This window comes from Piscinibacter sp. HJYY11 (genome assembly GCF_016735515.1).
In the GTDB taxonomy this organism is placed as follows: domain Bacteria; phylum Pseudomonadota; class Gammaproteobacteria; order Burkholderiales; family Burkholderiaceae_C; genus Rhizobacter.
The window spans coordinates 518465-535756 of sequence record NZ_JAERQZ010000001.1; the positions used below are offsets into that span (position 1 = coordinate 518465).

At 67.8% G+C, this 17292-nt stretch carries 14 protein-coding genes; 10 read left to right on the top strand and 4 right to left on the bottom strand.

Annotated elements, in window-relative coordinates; genetic code table 11:
- Positions 1–16 precede the first annotated feature (16 nt).
- Positions 17–1201: an acyl-CoA dehydrogenase family protein gene (locus JI745_RS02360; RefSeq protein ID WP_201803448.1), complete on the bottom strand. Its 1185-nt coding sequence runs from the start codon at positions 1199–1201 to the stop codon at positions 17–19.
- 14 nt (positions 1202–1215) lie between these two features.
- Positions 1216–2781: an AMP-binding protein gene (locus tag JI745_RS02365; protein ID WP_201803449.1), complete on the bottom strand. Its 1566-nt coding sequence runs from the start codon at positions 2779–2781 to the stop codon at positions 1216–1218.
- Positions 2782–2884: 103 nt separating this feature from the next.
- On the opposite strand from JI745_RS02365, the gene JI745_RS02370 reads away from it, so the two are divergent.
- Genes JI745_RS02370 through JI745_RS02380 form a run of 3 tightly spaced genes read left to right on the top strand, consistent with a single transcriptional unit; the run spans position 2885 to position 6238 of the window.
- Positions 2885–3799, top strand: a complete 915-nt coding sequence (locus JI745_RS02370; RefSeq protein ID WP_201803450.1) for a LysR family transcriptional regulator — start codon at positions 2885–2887, stop codon at positions 3797–3799.
- Between the two features lie 51 nt (positions 3800–3850).
- Positions 3851–5404, top strand: coding sequence for an AMP-binding protein (locus tag JI745_RS02375; protein ID WP_201803451.1), 1554 nt, complete (start codon positions 3851–3853; stop codon positions 5402–5404).
- Between the two features lie 30 nt (positions 5405–5434).
- Positions 5435–6238, top strand: coding sequence for a 3-hydroxybutyrate dehydrogenase (locus JI745_RS02380; protein ID WP_201812297.1), 804 nt, complete (start codon positions 5435–5437; stop codon positions 6236–6238).
- Between the two features lie 6 nt (positions 6239–6244).
- On the opposite strand, the gene JI745_RS02385 is transcribed toward JI745_RS02380, so the two are convergent.
- Positions 6245–7339: an ABC transporter substrate-binding protein gene (locus JI745_RS02385; RefSeq protein ID WP_201803452.1), complete on the bottom strand. Its 1095-nt coding sequence runs from the start codon at positions 7337–7339 to the stop codon at positions 6245–6247.
- Positions 7340–7588: 249 nt separating this feature from the next.
- Here JI745_RS02385 and JI745_RS02390 point away from each other — a divergent pair, with 249 nt between their 5' ends.
- Positions 7589–9787, top strand: coding sequence for a 3-hydroxybutyrate oligomer hydrolase family protein (locus JI745_RS02390; protein WP_201803453.1), 2199 nt, complete (start codon positions 7589–7591; stop codon positions 9785–9787).
- A gap of 29 nt (positions 9788–9816) precedes the next feature.
- Here the strand turns inward: JI745_RS02390 and JI745_RS02395 are convergent, their stop codons facing one another.
- Positions 9817–10389, bottom strand: coding sequence for a helix-turn-helix transcriptional regulator (locus JI745_RS02395; protein WP_201803454.1), 573 nt, complete (start codon positions 10387–10389; stop codon positions 9817–9819).
- Positions 10390–10593: 204 nt separating this feature from the next.
- On the opposite strand from JI745_RS02395, the gene JI745_RS02400 reads away from it, so the two are divergent.
- The 6 genes from JI745_RS02400 (at position 10594) to JI745_RS26705 (ending at position 17075) form a co-directional block, all read left to right on the top strand.
- Positions 10594–11361, top strand: coding sequence for an ABC transporter ATP-binding protein (locus JI745_RS02400; protein ID WP_201803456.1), 768 nt, complete (start codon positions 10594–10596; stop codon positions 11359–11361).
- A 326-nt stretch (positions 11362–11687) separates the two neighbouring features.
- A complete protein-coding gene (locus JI745_RS02405) occupies positions 11688–12392 on the top strand; it encodes an ABC transporter ATP-binding protein (RefSeq protein ID WP_201803458.1) in 705 nt (234 codons plus the stop codon).
- Positions 12393–12404: 12 nt separating this feature from the next.
- The gene (locus JI745_RS02410; RefSeq protein WP_201803459.1) at positions 12405–13613 is read left to right on the top strand and encodes an ABC transporter substrate-binding protein; all 1209 of its coding nucleotides are present in this window, start codon (positions 12405–12407) and stop codon (positions 13611–13613) included.
- A gap of 36 nt (positions 13614–13649) precedes the next feature.
- The gene (locus JI745_RS02415) at positions 13650–14537 is read left to right on the top strand and encodes a branched-chain amino acid ABC transporter permease (RefSeq protein ID WP_201803461.1); all 888 of its coding nucleotides are present in this window, start codon (positions 13650–13652) and stop codon (positions 14535–14537) included.
- A gap of 1 nt (position 14538) precedes the next feature.
- The gene (locus JI745_RS02420; protein ID WP_404932791.1) at positions 14539–15525 is read left to right on the top strand and encodes a branched-chain amino acid ABC transporter permease; all 987 of its coding nucleotides are present in this window, start codon (positions 14539–14541) and stop codon (positions 15523–15525) included.
- Positions 15522–17075 carry a methyl-accepting chemotaxis protein gene (locus JI745_RS26705; protein WP_201803463.1) on the top strand — a complete coding sequence of 518 codons (1554 nt, stop codon included), beginning with the start codon at positions 15522–15524 and terminating at the stop codon, positions 17073–17075. Before JI745_RS02420 ends, JI745_RS26705 begins: the two co-directional genes overlap by 4 nt.
- The last annotated feature ends 217 nt before the right edge of the window (positions 17076–17292 follow it).

Genomic DNA, 17292 nt, shown 5'->3' on the forward strand with positions numbered 1-17292 from the left:
TTGTGGGTGTGTGGAATCAGGCCGCTGCGGCGCGCGCCAGCAGCTCCTTGGCGATCGTGTTGCGCTGGATCTCGCTGGTGCCGGTGAGCACGCGGTACATGCGCAGCAGGCGGAAGAGGAACTCGACGCGGCTGCCTTGCACGATGCCTTCGCCGCCGAGCACCTGCACCGCGCGGTCGGCGATGCGGAAGGCGGTCTCGGAGCAGAAGAGCTTGGCCATCGAGGCCTCGGCGCGGGCGTCGCCACCGGCATCGAGCCGGCGAGCGACCGAGAGCATCAGCGCGCGTGCGGCCGCGAGCTCGGTCGCCATGTCGGCCAGCAGGTGCTGGACCGCCTGGAAGCCGCCGATGGGCTGGCCGAACTGTCGGCGGGTCTGCGCGTGGCGCACGGCGTCCTGCAGCGCAAGCTTGGCCAGGCCCAGCATCGCGGGCGTGTGCAGCAGGCGGTTGACGGTGATGCGGCCGAGCGCCAGCGCCAGGCCCTTGCCGCGCTCGCCGATCTGGTTGCCGAGCGGGATGCGGCAGTCGGTGAGCACGATGTTGCCGGTGTGCGACTGGCCGGCCATGGTCTTGTATCCCTCTTCGATGCGAAAGCCCGGGCGGTCGCGCTCGACGAAGAAGGCGGTGGTCTCGCGTTTGGCCGGGTCGTCGCCGGTGGCGCAGATGATCACCGCCGCGTCGCAGAATGGCGAGCCCGAGATGAAGCGCTTGGTGCCGTTGAGCACGAAGCCGTCACCCTCGATCACGGCGCGGGTTTCGAGCGCGCCCGCGTCGGAGCCCGCATTGGGCTCGGTGATGGCAAAGCACACCGCCATCTCGGCGCGTGCGACCGGCAGGATGAAGCGCTGCATCTGGTCCTGCGTGACCTGCTTCACCAGCGCACCAAGGCGCGGCGGGCCCGAGAGCTCGCCGAGGATGTGCGGTGCGAAGGGCGTGCCGCTCGCATAGAGGTGCTCCTTCACCAGCACGTGGTCGACGAGGCTGAAGCCGGCGCCGCCCATGGGCTGCGGCAGCGTCATGCCGTAGAAGCCCAGTTCGTGGGAACGCTTCCAGACCTGGCGCAGCAGCTCGCGCGACGGGCCTTTCTCGTGCGTGATGCCGTGCTCTGCGGCAAGCGGGCGCAGCTCGCCGTCGATGAAGCCGTCGACGCGGGCGATGAACTCGGCGGCGGCCGGAGAGCCTTCGAAGAGGGTCGTGGTCATGTGGGCTCCTGGGTTCAGTTGACGCGGCGCTCGCGGCCGAGCCAGTAGGGCTCGCGCACGTCCTTGCGCGAGAGCTTGCCGTTTGCGTTCTTGGGCAGCATCGGCACGAAGTCGACCGAACGCGGCCGCTTGAAGTCAGCGAGCCGGCCGCGGCAGAACTCCATCACGTCGGGGCCGTCGGCGTCCTGGCCCTCGCGCAACACCACGACGGCCTTCACCGCTTCACCCCAGTGGTCGTCGGGCACGCCGATCACGCACACCTCGTGCACGGCCGGGTGTTCGGCCAGCACCTTTTCCACCTCGCTCGGGTAGACGTTGAAACCGCCGGAGACCAGCATCTCCTTCTTGCGGTCGACGATGAAGATGTAGCCCTCGTGGTCCACCCGCGCGAGATCGCCGGTGCGCAGCCAGCCATCGGGCTGCAGCACCTCGCGCGTCTGTGGCTCGGCGCGCCAGTAGCCGGCGAAGACGTCGGCACCGCGCACGCAGATCTCGCCGATGGCATCGCCTTCGACGGGGCGGCCGGCGTCGTCGAGCACCTGCACGTCGGATTCGCCTCCTGCACGGCCGCAGGCGAGCAGCAGATCGGGGCGGTCGCCCTCGATGGCGCGGCGGTGGTCGTCGATCGACAGCGCGAGCACGCCGCCGGTGGTTTCGCCTGCGCCATAGCCCTGCGCCAGCACCGGACCGAACGCGGCCCACGCTTCGCGGATGCGCGCCGGCGACATCGGCGCGGCGCCATAGCTCAGCAGCTTGAGGCTGGAGAGATCCCGCGTCCGGATTGACGGCTCCGCCAGCAGCGCGTGGATCATCGCCGGCACCATGAAGCAGTGCGTCACGCGGTGATGCTCGATCGCTTCCAGGATCTCGGCCGGCTGGAAGCGCTCCATCAGCAGGATGCTCGCGCCCTGGAACAACATGGGCTGGATGAACATGCCGCTCGCATGCGTGATCGGGCCGCAGAGCATCAGGAGGTCGCCCGGGCCGGCGTGCATGCGGCCCATGATGATCTTGCGCAGCGAGGCGTAGCGGTTGCCCACCGTCTGCATCGCGGCCTTGAGCTTGCCGGTGGAGCCGGAGGTGTAGTGCAGCACGGCCAGGTCGTCGGCCTGCATGTCGATGCAGACGTGGGTGTCGGGCTGCGCCGCCAGCAGCGGCTCGTAGGGGCGCCAGGTGCTGTCGCCATTCGCCGGCTCGAAGGCGATGCGATGGCGCAGCGAGGCGAGCTGGCGGGTCGCGGTGTCGACCATGGCGCGGTGCTCCGGCCCGGCGGCCACGGCGACAGGCTCGGCGTTGGCCAGCGCATCGGCCAGCTCCTGCGGTGCGAGGCGCGAGTTGAGCGCCACCTTCACCAGGCCCAGTTTGTAGAGCGCGCATTCGAACTCCACGATCTCAGGCCGGTTGGGCGAGACGATGGCCACGCGGTCGCCACGCCTGAGGCCCAGTGCCTGCAGGGCGTGGGCCAGGCGGTTGGAGCGCAGCTCCAGGTCCCGGTAGCTGAGCTGCCCGTCGCGGAACAGGACGGCCGGACGGTGGGGCCAGAAGCGCGCGCTGCGGGCCAGGTACATGCCAAGGTTCATGGGGTGGGTCTCCTTGCGATTCAGTCTAGGAACGCAAGCGCCGATTCGTGATAATCAATCGGCCAAACGCGATAACTTCGAGTTATCAAAAGGAAATCCGCACATGCCCATGCGACTGGACGACATCGACTACTTCCTCGCCGTGGTGCAGCAGGGCCAGGTGCGGGGTGCCGCGCTGGCGCTTGGGGTCTCGCAGCCGGCCATCACCAAGGGCATCCAGCGCCTGGAGCGCGAGCTGGGTTTCCCCCTCTTCGAGCGCAGCACGCGCGGCATGCGGCTCACGCCAGTGGCCCAGCGCTTCCACGAGCGCACGCAATCGCTGCGCAGCGACCTGGGTGATGCCATCAAGGAGGCCGCCGACCTGCACCTCGGGGCGATGGGCGTGCTGCGGGTCGGCGTGTCGCCCCTCTATGCGCAGCGTGTGTTCGTCCCCGCCAGCCTGCAACTGCACCGTCAGCGGCCGGCTGCACGGCTGCAGGTCAACATCAACCTCAACGACGTGCTGGTGCCTGCGCTGCGCCGAGGCGACGTCGACCTCAGCATCAACGCACTGCCGGTCACCATGCCCGAAGACCTGCTGGCCGAGCCCCTGATCACCGACGACCTCTGCGTGGTGGCCCGCGAAGGCCACCCGTTGCTCGCGCGCCGACGCCTCAAGCTCGCCGACCTGACGCACGCGCACTGGATGCTGCCCAGCCCCCAGGTCGAGGCGCGCCGCAAGCTCGAGACCGTGTTCACCCAGGCCGGTCTGCCGCGGCCGCAGGTGGCGGTGGAGGTGAGCAACACCGTGGGCCAGCTCATCGGGCTGCTGGCCCACAGCGACCTGCTCGCCATCATGAGCGAGCTGCAACTGGCCGGCCCGGGCGGCCAGCGGCTGCAGGCGCTGCCGCTGGCCGAGCTGCGCTTCCCGCGGCAGATCGGCATGCTCACGCGGCGCGGCGTGCCGCTGTCGCCGCTGGCGTCGCGCTTCGTCGACGTGGTGCGCGAGACCGTGAACGGGCCTAAGTGGCAACCCTGATGTACTTGTGCGGCTTGCGAGCGGCCCGGCGAGGCTCTTAACCTTCCGCCCATGAACCTCGCCCATCTGCTCCTGCGCAGCGCCCGCAGCGCCGGCGAACGCCCTGCCGTCTACCTGGGGACAGAGCTTCTCTTCGACTACGCCACGCTCGCCCGGCGCGCCGCCGCGCTCGGCGCCTCGATCACCGAACGGCATGGCCTGCAGCCGGGCGACCGCGTCGGCCTCTTCATGAGCAACCACCCGTCGGTGCTCGAGATCCTCTTCGGCTGCTGGTGGGCTGGGCTGGCGGTGGTGCCGATCAACCCCAAGCTGCACCCGCGCGAGGTCGACTACATCCTGGCCCACAGCCAGGCGTCGATCGCCTTCACCACCGACGACATCGGTCCTGCTCTCGTCGATTTCGGTGCTGGCTTCGGCGCGCCCACGGCCGAGCTGCGCGCGCTCGTCTTCGTCGAGCAGCCCGAGTACGCGCAGCTGCTGCAGGCCGAGCCGCTCGCCGCACCCGTCGAGCGCAGCGGCGACGACCTTGCCTGGCTCTTCTACACCTCGGGCACCACCGGCCGGCCCAAGGGCGTGATGATCACGCACCGCAACCTGATGACGATGTCGTTGTGCTACTTCAGCAACGTCGACGCCATCCACCCCGACGATGCCGCGCTCTACGCCGCGCCCATGTCGCACGGTGCCGGTCTCTATGGCCTGCCGCACGTGATGGCCGGCGCCCGCCACGTGGTGCCCGAGTCGCGTGGCTTCGACGCGGCCGAGGTGCTGGCGCTCGGCCGCCATTTCGGCAGCGTGTCGATGTTTGCCGCGCCGACCATCGTGAAGCGCATCGTCGACCAGGCCGTGGCGCAGGGCGAAGACGGCACCGGCCTCAAGACCATCGTCTACGGCGGCGGCCCGATGTACGTGGAAGACATCCAGCGCGCGCTGCGCGTGATGGGCCCGCGCTTCGTGCAGATCTACGGCCAGGGCGAAAGCCCGATGACGATCACCGCCTTGTCGCGCCAGCAGATCACCGACGTGCAGCACCCCCAGCACCTGGCCCGCCTCGGCTCGGTCGGCGTGGCGATGGCCGCGGTGGAGGTGCGCGTGACCGATTCACAAGGCCGCGAGCTGCCCACGGGCGAGACCGGCGAGGTGCTGGTGCGGGGCGATTCGGTGATGGCCGGCTACTGGCGCGACCCCGCCGCCACCGCCAAGACGCTGCGCGACGGCTGGCTCTTCACCGGCGACATGGGCAGCCTCGACGAGCACGGCTTCCTCACGCTGCGCGATCGCTCGAAGGACGTGATCATCAGCGGCGGCTCCAACATCTATCCGCGCGAGGTGGAAGAAGCGCTGCTGCACCACCCCGGCGTGGCCGAGGTCTCGGTGGTGGGGCGGCCCGACGCCGAGTGGGGCGAGGTCGTCGTCGCCTTCGTCGTGCCGTGCCCGGGCAGCGAGCTGGAGCCGCTGATGCTCGACGAGGTGTGCCGCGAGCACATTGCGCGCTTCAAGCGCCCCAAGGAATACCACCTGGTCGATGCGCTGCCGAAGAACCACTACGGCAAGGTGCTCAAGACCGAGCTGCGCGCGCAGCTCGCAGCGATGGCGCCGCGCTGAAACCCGATCGGAATCGACAACATGGCTTCCATGACGCTGAAGGGCCGCACGGCCCTCGTGACCGGCTCGATGCAGGGCATCGGCCTTGCCATCGCCACGCGGCTGGCGCAAGACGGCGCGCGCATCGTGCTGCACGACGTGGCCGAGACCGCGCAGGCCCATGCGGCGCTTTCCAGCGTCTGCCAGGCCGGTGCGCCCGAGGCGATCTACGTCATGCGCGACCTGCGCCACAGCGCCGAGATCGACGCGCTGATGGCCGAGGCCATCGGCTGGCAGGGTGGGCTCGACATCGTGGTCAACAACGCCGGCATCCAGTACACCGCCGCCATCGTCGACATGCCGCCGCAGAGCTGGGACGCGATCCTCGCGATCAACCTGTCAGCCGCCTTCCACACCATGCGCCTGGCCTTGCCGGGCATGGTGTCGCGCGGCTATGGGCGCATCGTCAACATCGCATCGGTGCACGGGCTCGTGGCCTCGGCGCAGAAGGGCCCGTACGTGGCGGCGAAGTTCGGGCTCGTCGGCCTGACGCGGGTGGCGGCACTCGAATGTGCGGCCGTCGGGTCGATCGAGACCGGCGGCGTCACCGCCAACTGCATCGCGCCCGGCTGGACCGAGACCGCGCTGATCCAGCCGCAGATCATGGCGCGCGCGCAGGCGCACGGCGGCGACCGCGCCGCCGGCATCAAGGAGCTGCTGCAGGAGAAACAGCCCAGCCACCGCATGTCGGCCCCGTCGGAGATCGGCGAAGTGGCCGCGATGTTGTGCCAGCCCTGGGCGCACAACATCAACGGCATCACGCTGCCGGTCGACGGCGGCTGGACGGCGCAGTAGCGGCGCCTACTTCAGCAGCTTGCCCTGGCTGCTGATCACCGTCACCTCGACGAAGCGCGACCCCACGCGCTCCTTCGGCCCGAAGCCGATGCGCACGCCACCGAGGTTGAAGTTGTTCATCGACTCCAGCGCCGTGATCACCTTGGCGCGGGTGGGCTTGGGCCCGGCGCGGCGCAGCGCTTCCACCAGCACCTTGGCGCCCAGGAATTCCTCGAAGTTGGTGTAGTTCACCTCGTCCTTCGGCGCGTACTTCTTCATCGCCTCGTGGAACTCGCGCACGACCGGAATCGTCTGCCGGTACGGGTAGGGCACCACCTGGCTGATGCCCAGGCCCTTCACGTTCTCGATGCCGCCGAGCTTGACCAGCTCGGCCGGGTCGACCACCGAGATGTTGAAGAGCTGGCCGCCGCCGCCGGCCTCGCGGTACTGCTTCGCAAAGGCCGCGGCCGGCTTGTTGATCGCGACCATGATCACCGCCTGCGGTGCCGCGGCGCGGATCACCTTCACCGCCGACTCCACCTCGACGGTGTTGCGCTCGTAGCTGGCCGAGGCCACGAGCTTCTGCCCACGCCGCTGCAGCGCCGATTCCACGCCGGCCAGGCCCGCCTTGCCGAAGGCATCGTTCTGGTAGAGCACCGCGATGCGTCCGAGGCCTTGCGTGTTGAGCTGCTTGACCATGTGCTCGGCTTCGTCGGCATAACCGGCGCGCACATGGAAGATCCACGGGTTGAACGGTTTGCGCAGCAGCTCGCCGCCGGTGTAGGGCGCCACGAGTGCGATGCCGGCATCGGCCAGCACCTTCTCCTCGAGCAGCTTGGCGATGTTGGCGCTGCCCGCAAAGCCGAAGAGCGCCACCACCTCGGGCTTGGCCACCAGCTCCTTCGTGAGCCGCAGCGTCTCGTCGACCTTGTAGCCGTCGTCGAGCACCAGTGTGCGGATCTTCGCGCCGTGCACGCCGCCCTGGTCGTTCACCGAATCGAAGTACACCTTGCCGCCCAGCACCATCTGCTGGCCGGTGGTGGCGAGCACCCCCGAGAGCGGCGCCACCTGGCCGATCGTGATCGTCGGCTCCTGTGCCGATGCGGCCAGCGAGGTGAACATGACACCCCCCACCGCCAAGCGTTTCCACCATGTGTGCATGCAGCACCCCTCACGTTACGAAATGTGAGAGCGATGCTAGGAGCGCGTGTCCCGCGGCACCACGGGGCCTTCGATGGCGGTGCCATTACCTACGGGTTGCTGCTGGCGCTGAACTACCTAACGGGTACTCCTGATGTACTCCTACGACTGCTCGGCGCGCGGGGTGACTTCTACATTGATCCGCTCACCCATCCCGAGGAGACCTTTCGAATGACATCGAACAAGAAGCGCACGTTTCGTGTCGCCATGCTCACGCTGGGCGCTGCCGGCCTGAGCGCCTGCGGCGGCAGCGACGACCCGGCCCTGAGCACGCAGCCGGCCGGCGTCACCACCGTGAGCGTCACGACCTACGGCGCCACCACCGTCGGCAGCGGCAGCACCGCGGCCACGCAGGATCTGCTCACCGGCGGCCTCGGTCGCACCGGCATCGGCAGTGCCGTGGCACCGACCTACGCCGACCCCGCGAGCCCGACCGCCGCCGAGCTGCGCCGCAACGCGCTCTACAGCAACTACCGCGGCCTCGTCGACTCCACCGCCAACGGTGGCTACGGTCGCCTGTACGGCCCCAACATCGACCTCGCCGGCAACGACACGCTCGGCGAAGGCCTGATCCCCGGCCGCGAGTACCTCGCGGTGCTCGACGACGGCACCGGCCGCAAGCAGGTGACGATCGCGGTGCAGATCCCGACGAGCTTCGACCGCAACGCGCCGTGCATCGTGGCCGGCCCGTCGTCGGGCTCGCGCGGTGTCTACGGTGCCATCGGCACGTCTGCCGACTGGGGCCTCAAGCGCGGCTGCGCCGTGGCACTCACCGATGCCGGCAAGGGCGTGGGTCTCTACGACCCGGCCGACGACAGCGTGAACCGCATCGACGGCACGCGCGCCACGCGCACCGCGGCCGGCACCTTGTCGCACTTCGCCTCGGCCATCAGCGACGCGGCGCGCACGGCTTTCAACACCGCCTTCCCGAACCGCCTGTCGATCAAGCAGGCGCACTCGGAGGTCAACCCGGAGAAGGACTGGGGCACCGACACGCTCGTGGCCATCCGTTATGCACTGCACGCGCTCAACCTCGAGTACGCGCCGAACTCGCCCGCCAACGACGGCAAGCTCGCGCTCTACACGCCGGGCAACACGATCGTGCTCGCCGGCTCCGTCTCGAACGGCGGTGCGGCCGTGCTGCGCGCCGCCGAGCAGGACACCGGCGGCCTGATCGACGGCGTGGTGGCCTCCGAGCCCAGCGCGCAGCCGCTCACGACCACCGGCTACGGCGTGAACGTCGGCGGGGTGCCGGTGGCGAGCTACGGCCGTTCACTGGCCGACTACTTCACCTACGCCAACATCTTCCAGCCTTGCGCTGCGCTGGCGCCGGCCGCGCAGATGGCCGAGGTCTCGATCTACAACTACATGAGCCTCGTCGGCATGAACGCGCGTGCCGCCAACCGCTGCACCGCGCTCGCGGCCAAGGGCCTGGTGACCGGTGCGACCACGGCCGACCAGGCGACCGACGCGCTCGCCAAGCTGCGCGCGCACGGCTTCACGCCCGAGAACGACACCATGCACAACGCCCACTACGGGCTGGGCAACGGGCCGATCATCTCGGCGATGTACCCGATGAGCTATGGCCGCTTCGGCCTCACCGACAACCTGTGCGGCGTGAGCTTCGCGCCGGTCAACGGCACCGGCGACCCGATTCCCGTCAACGGCAACACCAAGGCGGCGAGCTTCGCGCTCGCGAACGGCACGGCCAACGGCACGCCGGCCACGGTGGTCTACAACGACAGCGAGGGCGGTGCGAAGGCCTGGCAGTTCGCCGTCTCGCCGTCGACCCACCTGGCCGACTTCGGCCTCGACTCGGCGCTGTGCCAGCGTGCGCTGGTGACGGGGGTCGACCCCGTGTCCGGCGCCGCCTTGACGAACGCCTCGACCCCGACGCTTGCGCAAAGCCAGGCCGTGCGCGCCGGCATCGCCGAAGTGCAGCTCAACGGCAACCTGCGCGGCAAGCCCACGCTGATCGTGACGGGCCGCAGCGATGCGCTGCTTGCGATCAACCACAACTCGCGGTCCTATGCGGCTTACAACCGTGTGGTCGAGGGCAGCGCGAGCCAGCTGCGCTACCTGGAGGTCGAGAACGCGCAGCACTTCGATGCCTTCATTCCGTTCTCGGGGTTCGACACGCGCTTCGTGCCGCTGCACGTGTACTTCAACCACGGCATGAACGCGATGTACGCGAAGCTGCGCCACAACACGGCGCTGCCCGACAGCCAGGTGGTGCGCACCACGGCGCGCGGCGGCACGCCGGGCGCGGCGCCGGCCTTGACCACGACCCACGTGCCGGCGGTCGCCGGCACGCCGGCCGCGGGCAATGCCATCACCTACAGCGGCACCAGCATCAGCATCCCGAACTGATGTGACGTGAAAGAAGCGCCTGCGCCGGCCTACATGAGGCCGGCCAGGCGCGACACCATCTCGGTCGCCGTGTTGACCTTCAGCTTGCGCAGCAGCCGCACGCGGTGTGCATCGATCGTGCGCGGGCTCACCTCGAGCACACGCGCGATCTGCTTGCTGGTCTTGCCCTCGATCAGCAGCTGCGCGATCTCGCGCTCGCGCGAGGTGAGGGCGGTGGTGATGGGGCGGCGCGCCGAGATGTCTTCGAACATCCACACGGTGCAGCCATACGGGTCTTCTCGGTCGAGCGTGCGGCCTGAGGCGTGGCACCAGAAGAGCCGGCCATCGCGGTGTTTCATGATGCGTTCGTCGGAGTAGCGGCCATGGTCGCGCAGGGCTTCGAAGCCGCGCGCGCCGATGCCGAGAAACTCGTTCTGCGACGGGTACAGCATGCACATCGAGTGGCCGATCAGCTCTTCGGGCTCGTAGCCGAACATCGACGCATAGGCCTCATTGCAGCGTTGGATGACGCGGTTGCTCGACACGCAAAGGCCCACGGGTGCCATGTCGAACGCGAGCATCAGGTTCACATCGGGCGGGTGGTGGAGCACGGTTTGCAGCATGGTGGCTTTTCTCGGCGCGAGGATATCGGCGTGCTGATGCACATCACATGCCATCTGTACTTAAGCAAAACTGATTAACCGCGTCTGCCGCCACAAACTGCACGCTCGGCCTCTCGTTTGCTCGGGTGAACCCTAGCGTAGTCGCTCGATATTGCGACGCGTCACTGCGTTCACGACACTGCCGCCTCTCGCAAAGGAGCAGTAGTGGATTGCATTCTCCAAACCGAGCGCTTGACGAAAGAGTTCAAGGGCTTCGTGGCTGTCGACAAAGTGGACTTGCGTGTCCGCCGAGGAGACATTCATGCATTGATCGGGCCCAACGGCGCAGGGAAGACGACCTGCTTCAACCTGCTGACCAAATTCCTGACGCCCACCTCCGGGCGCATCGTCTTCAACGGCGAAGAGATCACGCACGACACGCCGGCACGCATTGCCGAGCGCGGGGTGATCCGCTCCTTCCAGATCTCGGCGGTCTTCCCGCACATGACGGTGCTGGAGAACGTGCGCGTCGCGTTGCAGAAAAAGTTGCGCACCTCTTTTCATTTCTGGAAGCCCGAGCGTTCGCTCGACGGTCTGAACGCCCGTGCGATCGAGCTGCTGCGTGAAGTCGACCTCGCGTCCTACGCCAACCTCACCACGGTCGAGCTGAGCTACGGCCGCAAGCGCGCGCTCGAGATCGCCACCACGCTGGCCATGGAGCCCGAGCTGATGCTGCTCGACGAGCCCACCCAGGGCATGGGCAGCGAAGACGTGGACCGCATCCGGCAGCTCATCAAGCGGGTGTCGGTGGGGCGGACCATCCTGATGGTCGAGCACAACATGAGCGTTGTCTCCAGCATCGCCGACACGATCACGGTGCTGGCGCGGGGGGCGACGTTGGCTGAGGGGCCTTACGCCGATGTGTCTAAGAACCCGGCGGTGATCGAGGCCTACATGGGTAGCGCTCAGGTCGAGCTGGTGGGGGCGCATTGAGATGCATGCGCGTGCGTCTGTCGGCGCGAGCCGAGGCTGCCGGGTGACCGGCTCCGCTCATGTCCCCCGGCCAGGCTGCGCCTGGCCTCCTCCTTTACTTCGCTGCGCCGGTCACCCGACAGCCTCGGCCAGGCACAGCGGTGGCATGCACAGCGTGTGGCGTGCTGTGGCCGTGCCTTGCTCGCTGCGGTGGGGCGCCGTGTGGAGTGAAGCAAAGGAGGAGACCGATCACCACGGGAGTGGTGAGCGGTCGGGGGACATGAACGGAACACGGCGCCCCGCCGCAGCGAGCCCGCGCGAAACCAACCAACGGACGCACTAAAAAAATGACAACTCCCTTCCTGGAAATCAAGAACCTCCAAGGCTGGTACGGCGAAAGCCACGTCCTGCACGGCGTGAACTTCCACGTCAACGAAGGCGAAGTCGTGACGCTGCTCGGCCGCAACGGCGCCGGCCGCACGAGCACCATGCGGGCGATCATGGGCCTCATCGGCTCGCGCAAGGGCAGCATCAAGGTGCAAGGCAAGGAGACGATCCACCTGCCCACGCATCGCATCGCACGCCTCGGCCTCGGCTACTGCCCCGAAGAGCGCGGCATCTTCTCGAGCCTGAGCGCCGAAGAGAACCTGCTGCTGCCGCCTTCGCTGATGCCTGCCGGCATGAGCCTCGACGACATCTACGCGATGTTTCCCAACCTGAAGGAGCGCGCCAAGAGCCAGGGCACGCGCCTGTCCGGGGGCGAGCAGCAGATGCTCGCCGTGGCCCGCATCCTGCGCACCGGCGCCAAGCTGCTGCTGCTCGACGAGATCTCCGAAGGCCTCGCGCCGGTCATCGTGCAGAAGCTCGCCGAGATGGTGCTGATGCTGCGTTCGCGCGGCTACACCGTGCTGATGGTGGAGCAGAACTTCCGCTTCGCCGCCCCCCTGGCCGACCGCTTCCTCGTGATGGAGCACGGCCGCGTCATCCAAGAGTTCACCCAATCCCAGTTGCCTGATCACCTTGAGCAACTGCACGAAACCCTAGGCGTCTAAGGAGACACTTTCTTGAAGCTCTCGAAAATCAAAGCCATCGCTGCCGCTTGCGGCCTCGCCTGCCTCGCCCCGCTGGCGCAAGCCCAGATCTCCGGTGACGTGATCCGCATCGGCTTCATCACCGACATCTCCGGCCTTTACTCCGACATCGACGGCCCGGCCGGCGCCGAGATGATCCGTGCCGCCGTCGCCGAGTTCGGCGGTGCCATCAACGGCAAGAAGATCGAAGTGCTGGTCGCCGACCACCAGAACAAGGCCGACATCGCCAGCGCCAAGGCGCGCGAGTGGTTCGACCAGCAAGGCCTCGACCTGCTCATCGGCGGCACCAACTCCGGTGCCAGCCTCGCCATGGCCGGCATCGCTGCCGAGAAGAAGAAGCCCTTCATCGCCGTGGGTGCTGCCGCCTCCGCGCTGACCAACGAGCGCTGCACGCCCTACACCGTGCACTGGGCCTACGACACCGTGGCACTCGCCAAGGGCACCGGCAACGCCGTGGTCAAGGCCGGTGGCAAGAGCTGGTATTTCCTGACCGCCGACTACGCCTTCGGCTCGGCGCTGCAGACCGACACCTCCGCCGTCGTCAAGGCCGCCGGTGGCAACGTGATCGGTGCGGTGCGCCACCCGCTGTCGGCGAGCGACTTCTCGTCCTTCCTGCTGCAGGCGCAGACCAGCAAGGCCGAGATCCTAGGTCTCGCGAACGCCGGCGGCGACATGATCAACGCGGTGAAGGCCGCCAACGAGTTCGGCGTCACCAAGACGATGAAGCTCGCCGGCCTGCTGATGTTCATCAACGACGTGCACTCGCTCGGCCTCAAGACCGCGCAGGGCATGTACCTCACCGACAGCTGGTACTGGAACCAGGACGCCGACACCCGCGCCTGGAGCCGCAAGTTCTTCGAGAAGTTCAAGCGCATGCCCTCGTCGCTGCAGGCCGCCGACTACTCGGCCGCGCTGCAGTACCTGAATGCGGTGAAGGCGACCGGCACCGACGACGCCGACAAGGTGCTCGCGCACATGAAGAAGACGCCGATCAACGACGTGTTCGCCAAGGGCGGCCGCATCCGCGAAGACGGTCGCATGGTGCACGACATGTACCTGATGCAGGTCAAGACGCCGGCGCAGTCGAAGGAACCTTGGGACTACTACAACGTGGTCGAGACCATCAAGGGCGAAGCCGCCTGGACGACGAAGGCAGAAACGCGCTGCGCCCTCTGGAAATAAAGAACCGGTCATCCCCGCGAAAGCGGGGATCCACCCATGACTGAAATCTTCGGTATTCCCATACAAGCCTTCATGGGCCAGCTGATGCTCGGCCTGGTGAACGGCTCGTTCTACGCCATGCTGAGCCTCGGCCTGGCGGTGATCTTCGGCCTCTTGGGCATCGTGAACTTCGCGCATGGCGCGCTGTACATGATCGGCGCGTACGTGGCGTGGTTCTCGCTCGAGACCTTCGGCATCAACTACTGGGCGGCGCTCCTGATCGCGCCGATCGTGGTGGGTGCGCTCGGCCTCGTGATCGAGCGCTCTCTGCTCAAGCACCTCTACAAGCTCGACCCGATCTACGGTCTGCTGCTCACCTTCGGCCTGGCCTTGATCTTCGAAGGCGTGTTCCGCGAGCAGTACGGCGTGTCGGGCCAGTCGTATGCGGTGCCCGAGCTGCTGCAGGGCGCCACCAACCTCGGCTTCATGGTGCTGCCCAACTACCGCGCGTGGGTCATCGTGGCCTCGCTGATCGTGTGCCTGGGCACCTGGGCGTTGATCGAGAAGACGAGCCTGGGCGCCAAGCTGCGCGCCGGTACCGAGAACCCGGCCCTGGTGCAGGCCTTCGGCATCAACGTGCCGCTGATGGTCATGTTCACCTATGCCGGGGGTGCGGCCCTTGCAGCCATCGCCGGCGTGCTGGCCGCACCGGTGATCCAGATCACGCCGCTGATGGGCAGCAACCTGATCATCGTCGTCTTCGCGGTGGTGGTGATCGGTGGCATGGGCTCGATCCTCGGCTCCATCCTCACGGGCCTGGTGCTCGGGCTGATCGAAGGCCTCACCAAGGTGTTCTACCCCGAGGCCTCGAGCATCGTCGTCTTCGTGATCATGGCCATCGTGCTGATGATTCGCCCCGCAGGCCTCTTCGGCAAGGAGAAGTAAGTTGTCTTCATGGTTCTCGACTCCTGGCCGCAAGGCGGGATGGGCGGCGCTGGCGCTCTTCATCGCCGCGCCTTTCATCGGCATCTACCCGGTGTTTGCGATGAAGGCGCTCTGCTACGCGCTCTTCGCGTGTGCCTTCAACCTGCTGCTGGGCTACACCGGCCTGCTGTCGTTCGGCCACGCCGCCTTCATGGGCGCGGCGGCCTACGGCACGGGCTGGCTGGTGCGCTCGGCGGGCTTCACGCCCGAGCTCGGGCTGATCGCGGGGGTGCTGGTGGCCGCCGCGCTCGGCCTGGTGGTGGGGCTCATCGCCATCCGCCGGCAAGGCATCTACTTCGCGATGATCACGCTCGCCATGGCGCAGATGATCTTCTTCATCTGCCTGCAGGCGCCGTTCACCGGCGGTGAAGACGGCCTGCAAGGCGTGCCGCGTGGCAAGCTCTTCGGGCTGATCTCGCTGGAGAGCGACCTCACGATGTACTTCTTCGTGCTGGCGATCTTCGTCGCGGTCTTCCTCTTCATCATCCGCGTGGTGCACTCGCCCTACGGCCAGGTGCTGAAGGCGATCCGCGAGAACGAGCCGCGTGCCATCTCGCTCGGCTACAACGTCAACCGCTACAAGCTGCTGGCCTTCGTGCTGTCGACCGCCATCGCCGGCCTGGCCGGTGGGCTGAAGACGCTGGTGCTGGGTTTTGCGACGCTGTCCGACGTGCACTGGTCGCTCTCGGGCGAGGTGATCCTGATGACGCTGCTCGGTGGCCTCGGCACCTTCGCCGGCCCGGTGGTGGGCGCCTTCACCATCATCGGCCTGCAGAACTTCCTCGCCGACCGCGTGGGATCGTGGGTGACGGTCATCATCGGCGTGATCTTCGTGGTGTGCGTGCTGGCCTTCCGCCGCGGATTCGTGGGTGAGTTCATCGCGCGTCGCAAGAAGTCAAGCGCTGCCGAGCCGGCCAAGGCGGCGGCGCAAGTCGAAGCGCACGCATGAAGCTGAGGCTGTCCGTCGGGCGCCGGTTGGCACTGGGCTTTGCGAGCCTGGTGCTGATGCTGGTGGGCGTGGCCACGCTCAACGGCCTGGAGATCCGCTCGATGGGTGCGCGCATGCAGCACATCGTCGAGGTCGACAGTGCGCGCAGCGACCTGGCGCAGGAGCTGCTGACCCACATCAGCCAGATGTCGGTGCAGGCGCGCTCGATCGCGCTGCTCACCGACCTGCGCGAGATCGACAACGAGATGAAGGCGCTCGCCGCCACGGTCGCCCGCTACCAGGAGACCGAGCGCCGGCTCGCCGAGTCGCTCGACAGCGCCCGCGCCTCCGACGAGGAGCGTGCGCTCGTGGGCGAGATCGCGGCCACGGCCAAGGTGGCGATCCCGCTGCTGCAGCGCGCCGCCAAGCAGGGCCAGGACGGCTCCAACATCGAAGCCACCACCACGCTGATGACCCATGCCCGCCCGCAGGAAGCCGCGTGGCGCGGCAAGGTCGAGCAGCTGATGGCGGTGGAGCGCCAGTCGAGCGTGGCGTCTTACGCCAACGCCGTGTCGGGCCAGCAGCGTGCCTTGTGGATTGCGGCGGCGGTGGTGGCCGCGGCCGTGGTCGCAGGCACGTTGCTGGGCTGGCGCATCACGCGCAGCGTGAAGCGGCCGATCGACGGGGCCATCCGCGTGGCCGAGCGCATCGCCGAGGGCGACCTCAGCTCGCAGGTGGAGGTGGGCTCGCACGACGAGATCGGCCGCCTGCTGCTCGCCATTGCGGCGATGCAGGAACGCCTGCGCACGCTCGTCGGCCAGATCCGCGAGTCGTCGGACAGCATCCACGTGGCGAGTGCCGAGGTCAGCACGGGCAACCTCGATCTCAGCCAGCGCACCGAGCGCGCGGCCTCCAGCCTGCAGCAGACGGCGTCGTCGATGGAAGACCTGACGAGCACCGTGCGCCACAGCGCGAGCGCCGCCGAGAAGGCCAACCAGCTCGCGCACCGCGCCTCTGCCGTGGCCATGCGGGGCGGCGAGGTGGTGACGCAGATGGTGAGGACCATGCGCGAGATCGACGACAGCTCGCGCAAGATCAGCGACATCATCGGCGTGATCGACGGCATCGCGTTCCAGACCAACATCCTTGCGCTCAACGCCGGCGTGGAAGCGGCGCGCGCCGGCGACCAGGGCCGAGGCTTTGCGGTGGTGGCGGGTGAAGTGCGCACGCTGGCGCAGCGCAGCGCAGTGGCCGCGAAGGAGATCAAGGCGCTGATCGACACCAGCGTCGACAAGGTCGATGCCGGCTCGCGGCTGGTGAAGGCCGCGGGCGAGACGATGAGCGAGATCGTCGCGAGTGTCGAGGAGGTGGCCAGCATCGTGAGCGAGATCACCACCGCGGCCTCGGCGCAAAGCTCGGGCATCAGCCAGGTCACGAGCGCGGTGACGCAGCTCGACCAGGTGACGCAGCAGAACGCCGCGCTGGTCGAGGAAGCCTCGGCCGCTGCCGAGAGCCTGCGCGAGCAGGCGCAGAGCCTGACCAACGTGGTGTCGGCCTTCCGCTTGAAGTAGTCGCAAAGCAAGAGAACTCTCCGTCCGAGAGCGCTGTGGCCTTGTTCCCTTCGGGGAGCAAGGCTTTTTTTCTGTCTTGAAACGGCCCGGTGCAGCCCTCGGCCGGCGGCATCACGCTGCCAGCTCGCTGACCGGGAAACAGACGTTGTGTCGAGGAACTGGGCGTTGCTGCAGTGCGGCTTCGTCCAGCCCTCGGGCAGCGGGCCCTGTCGCAAAC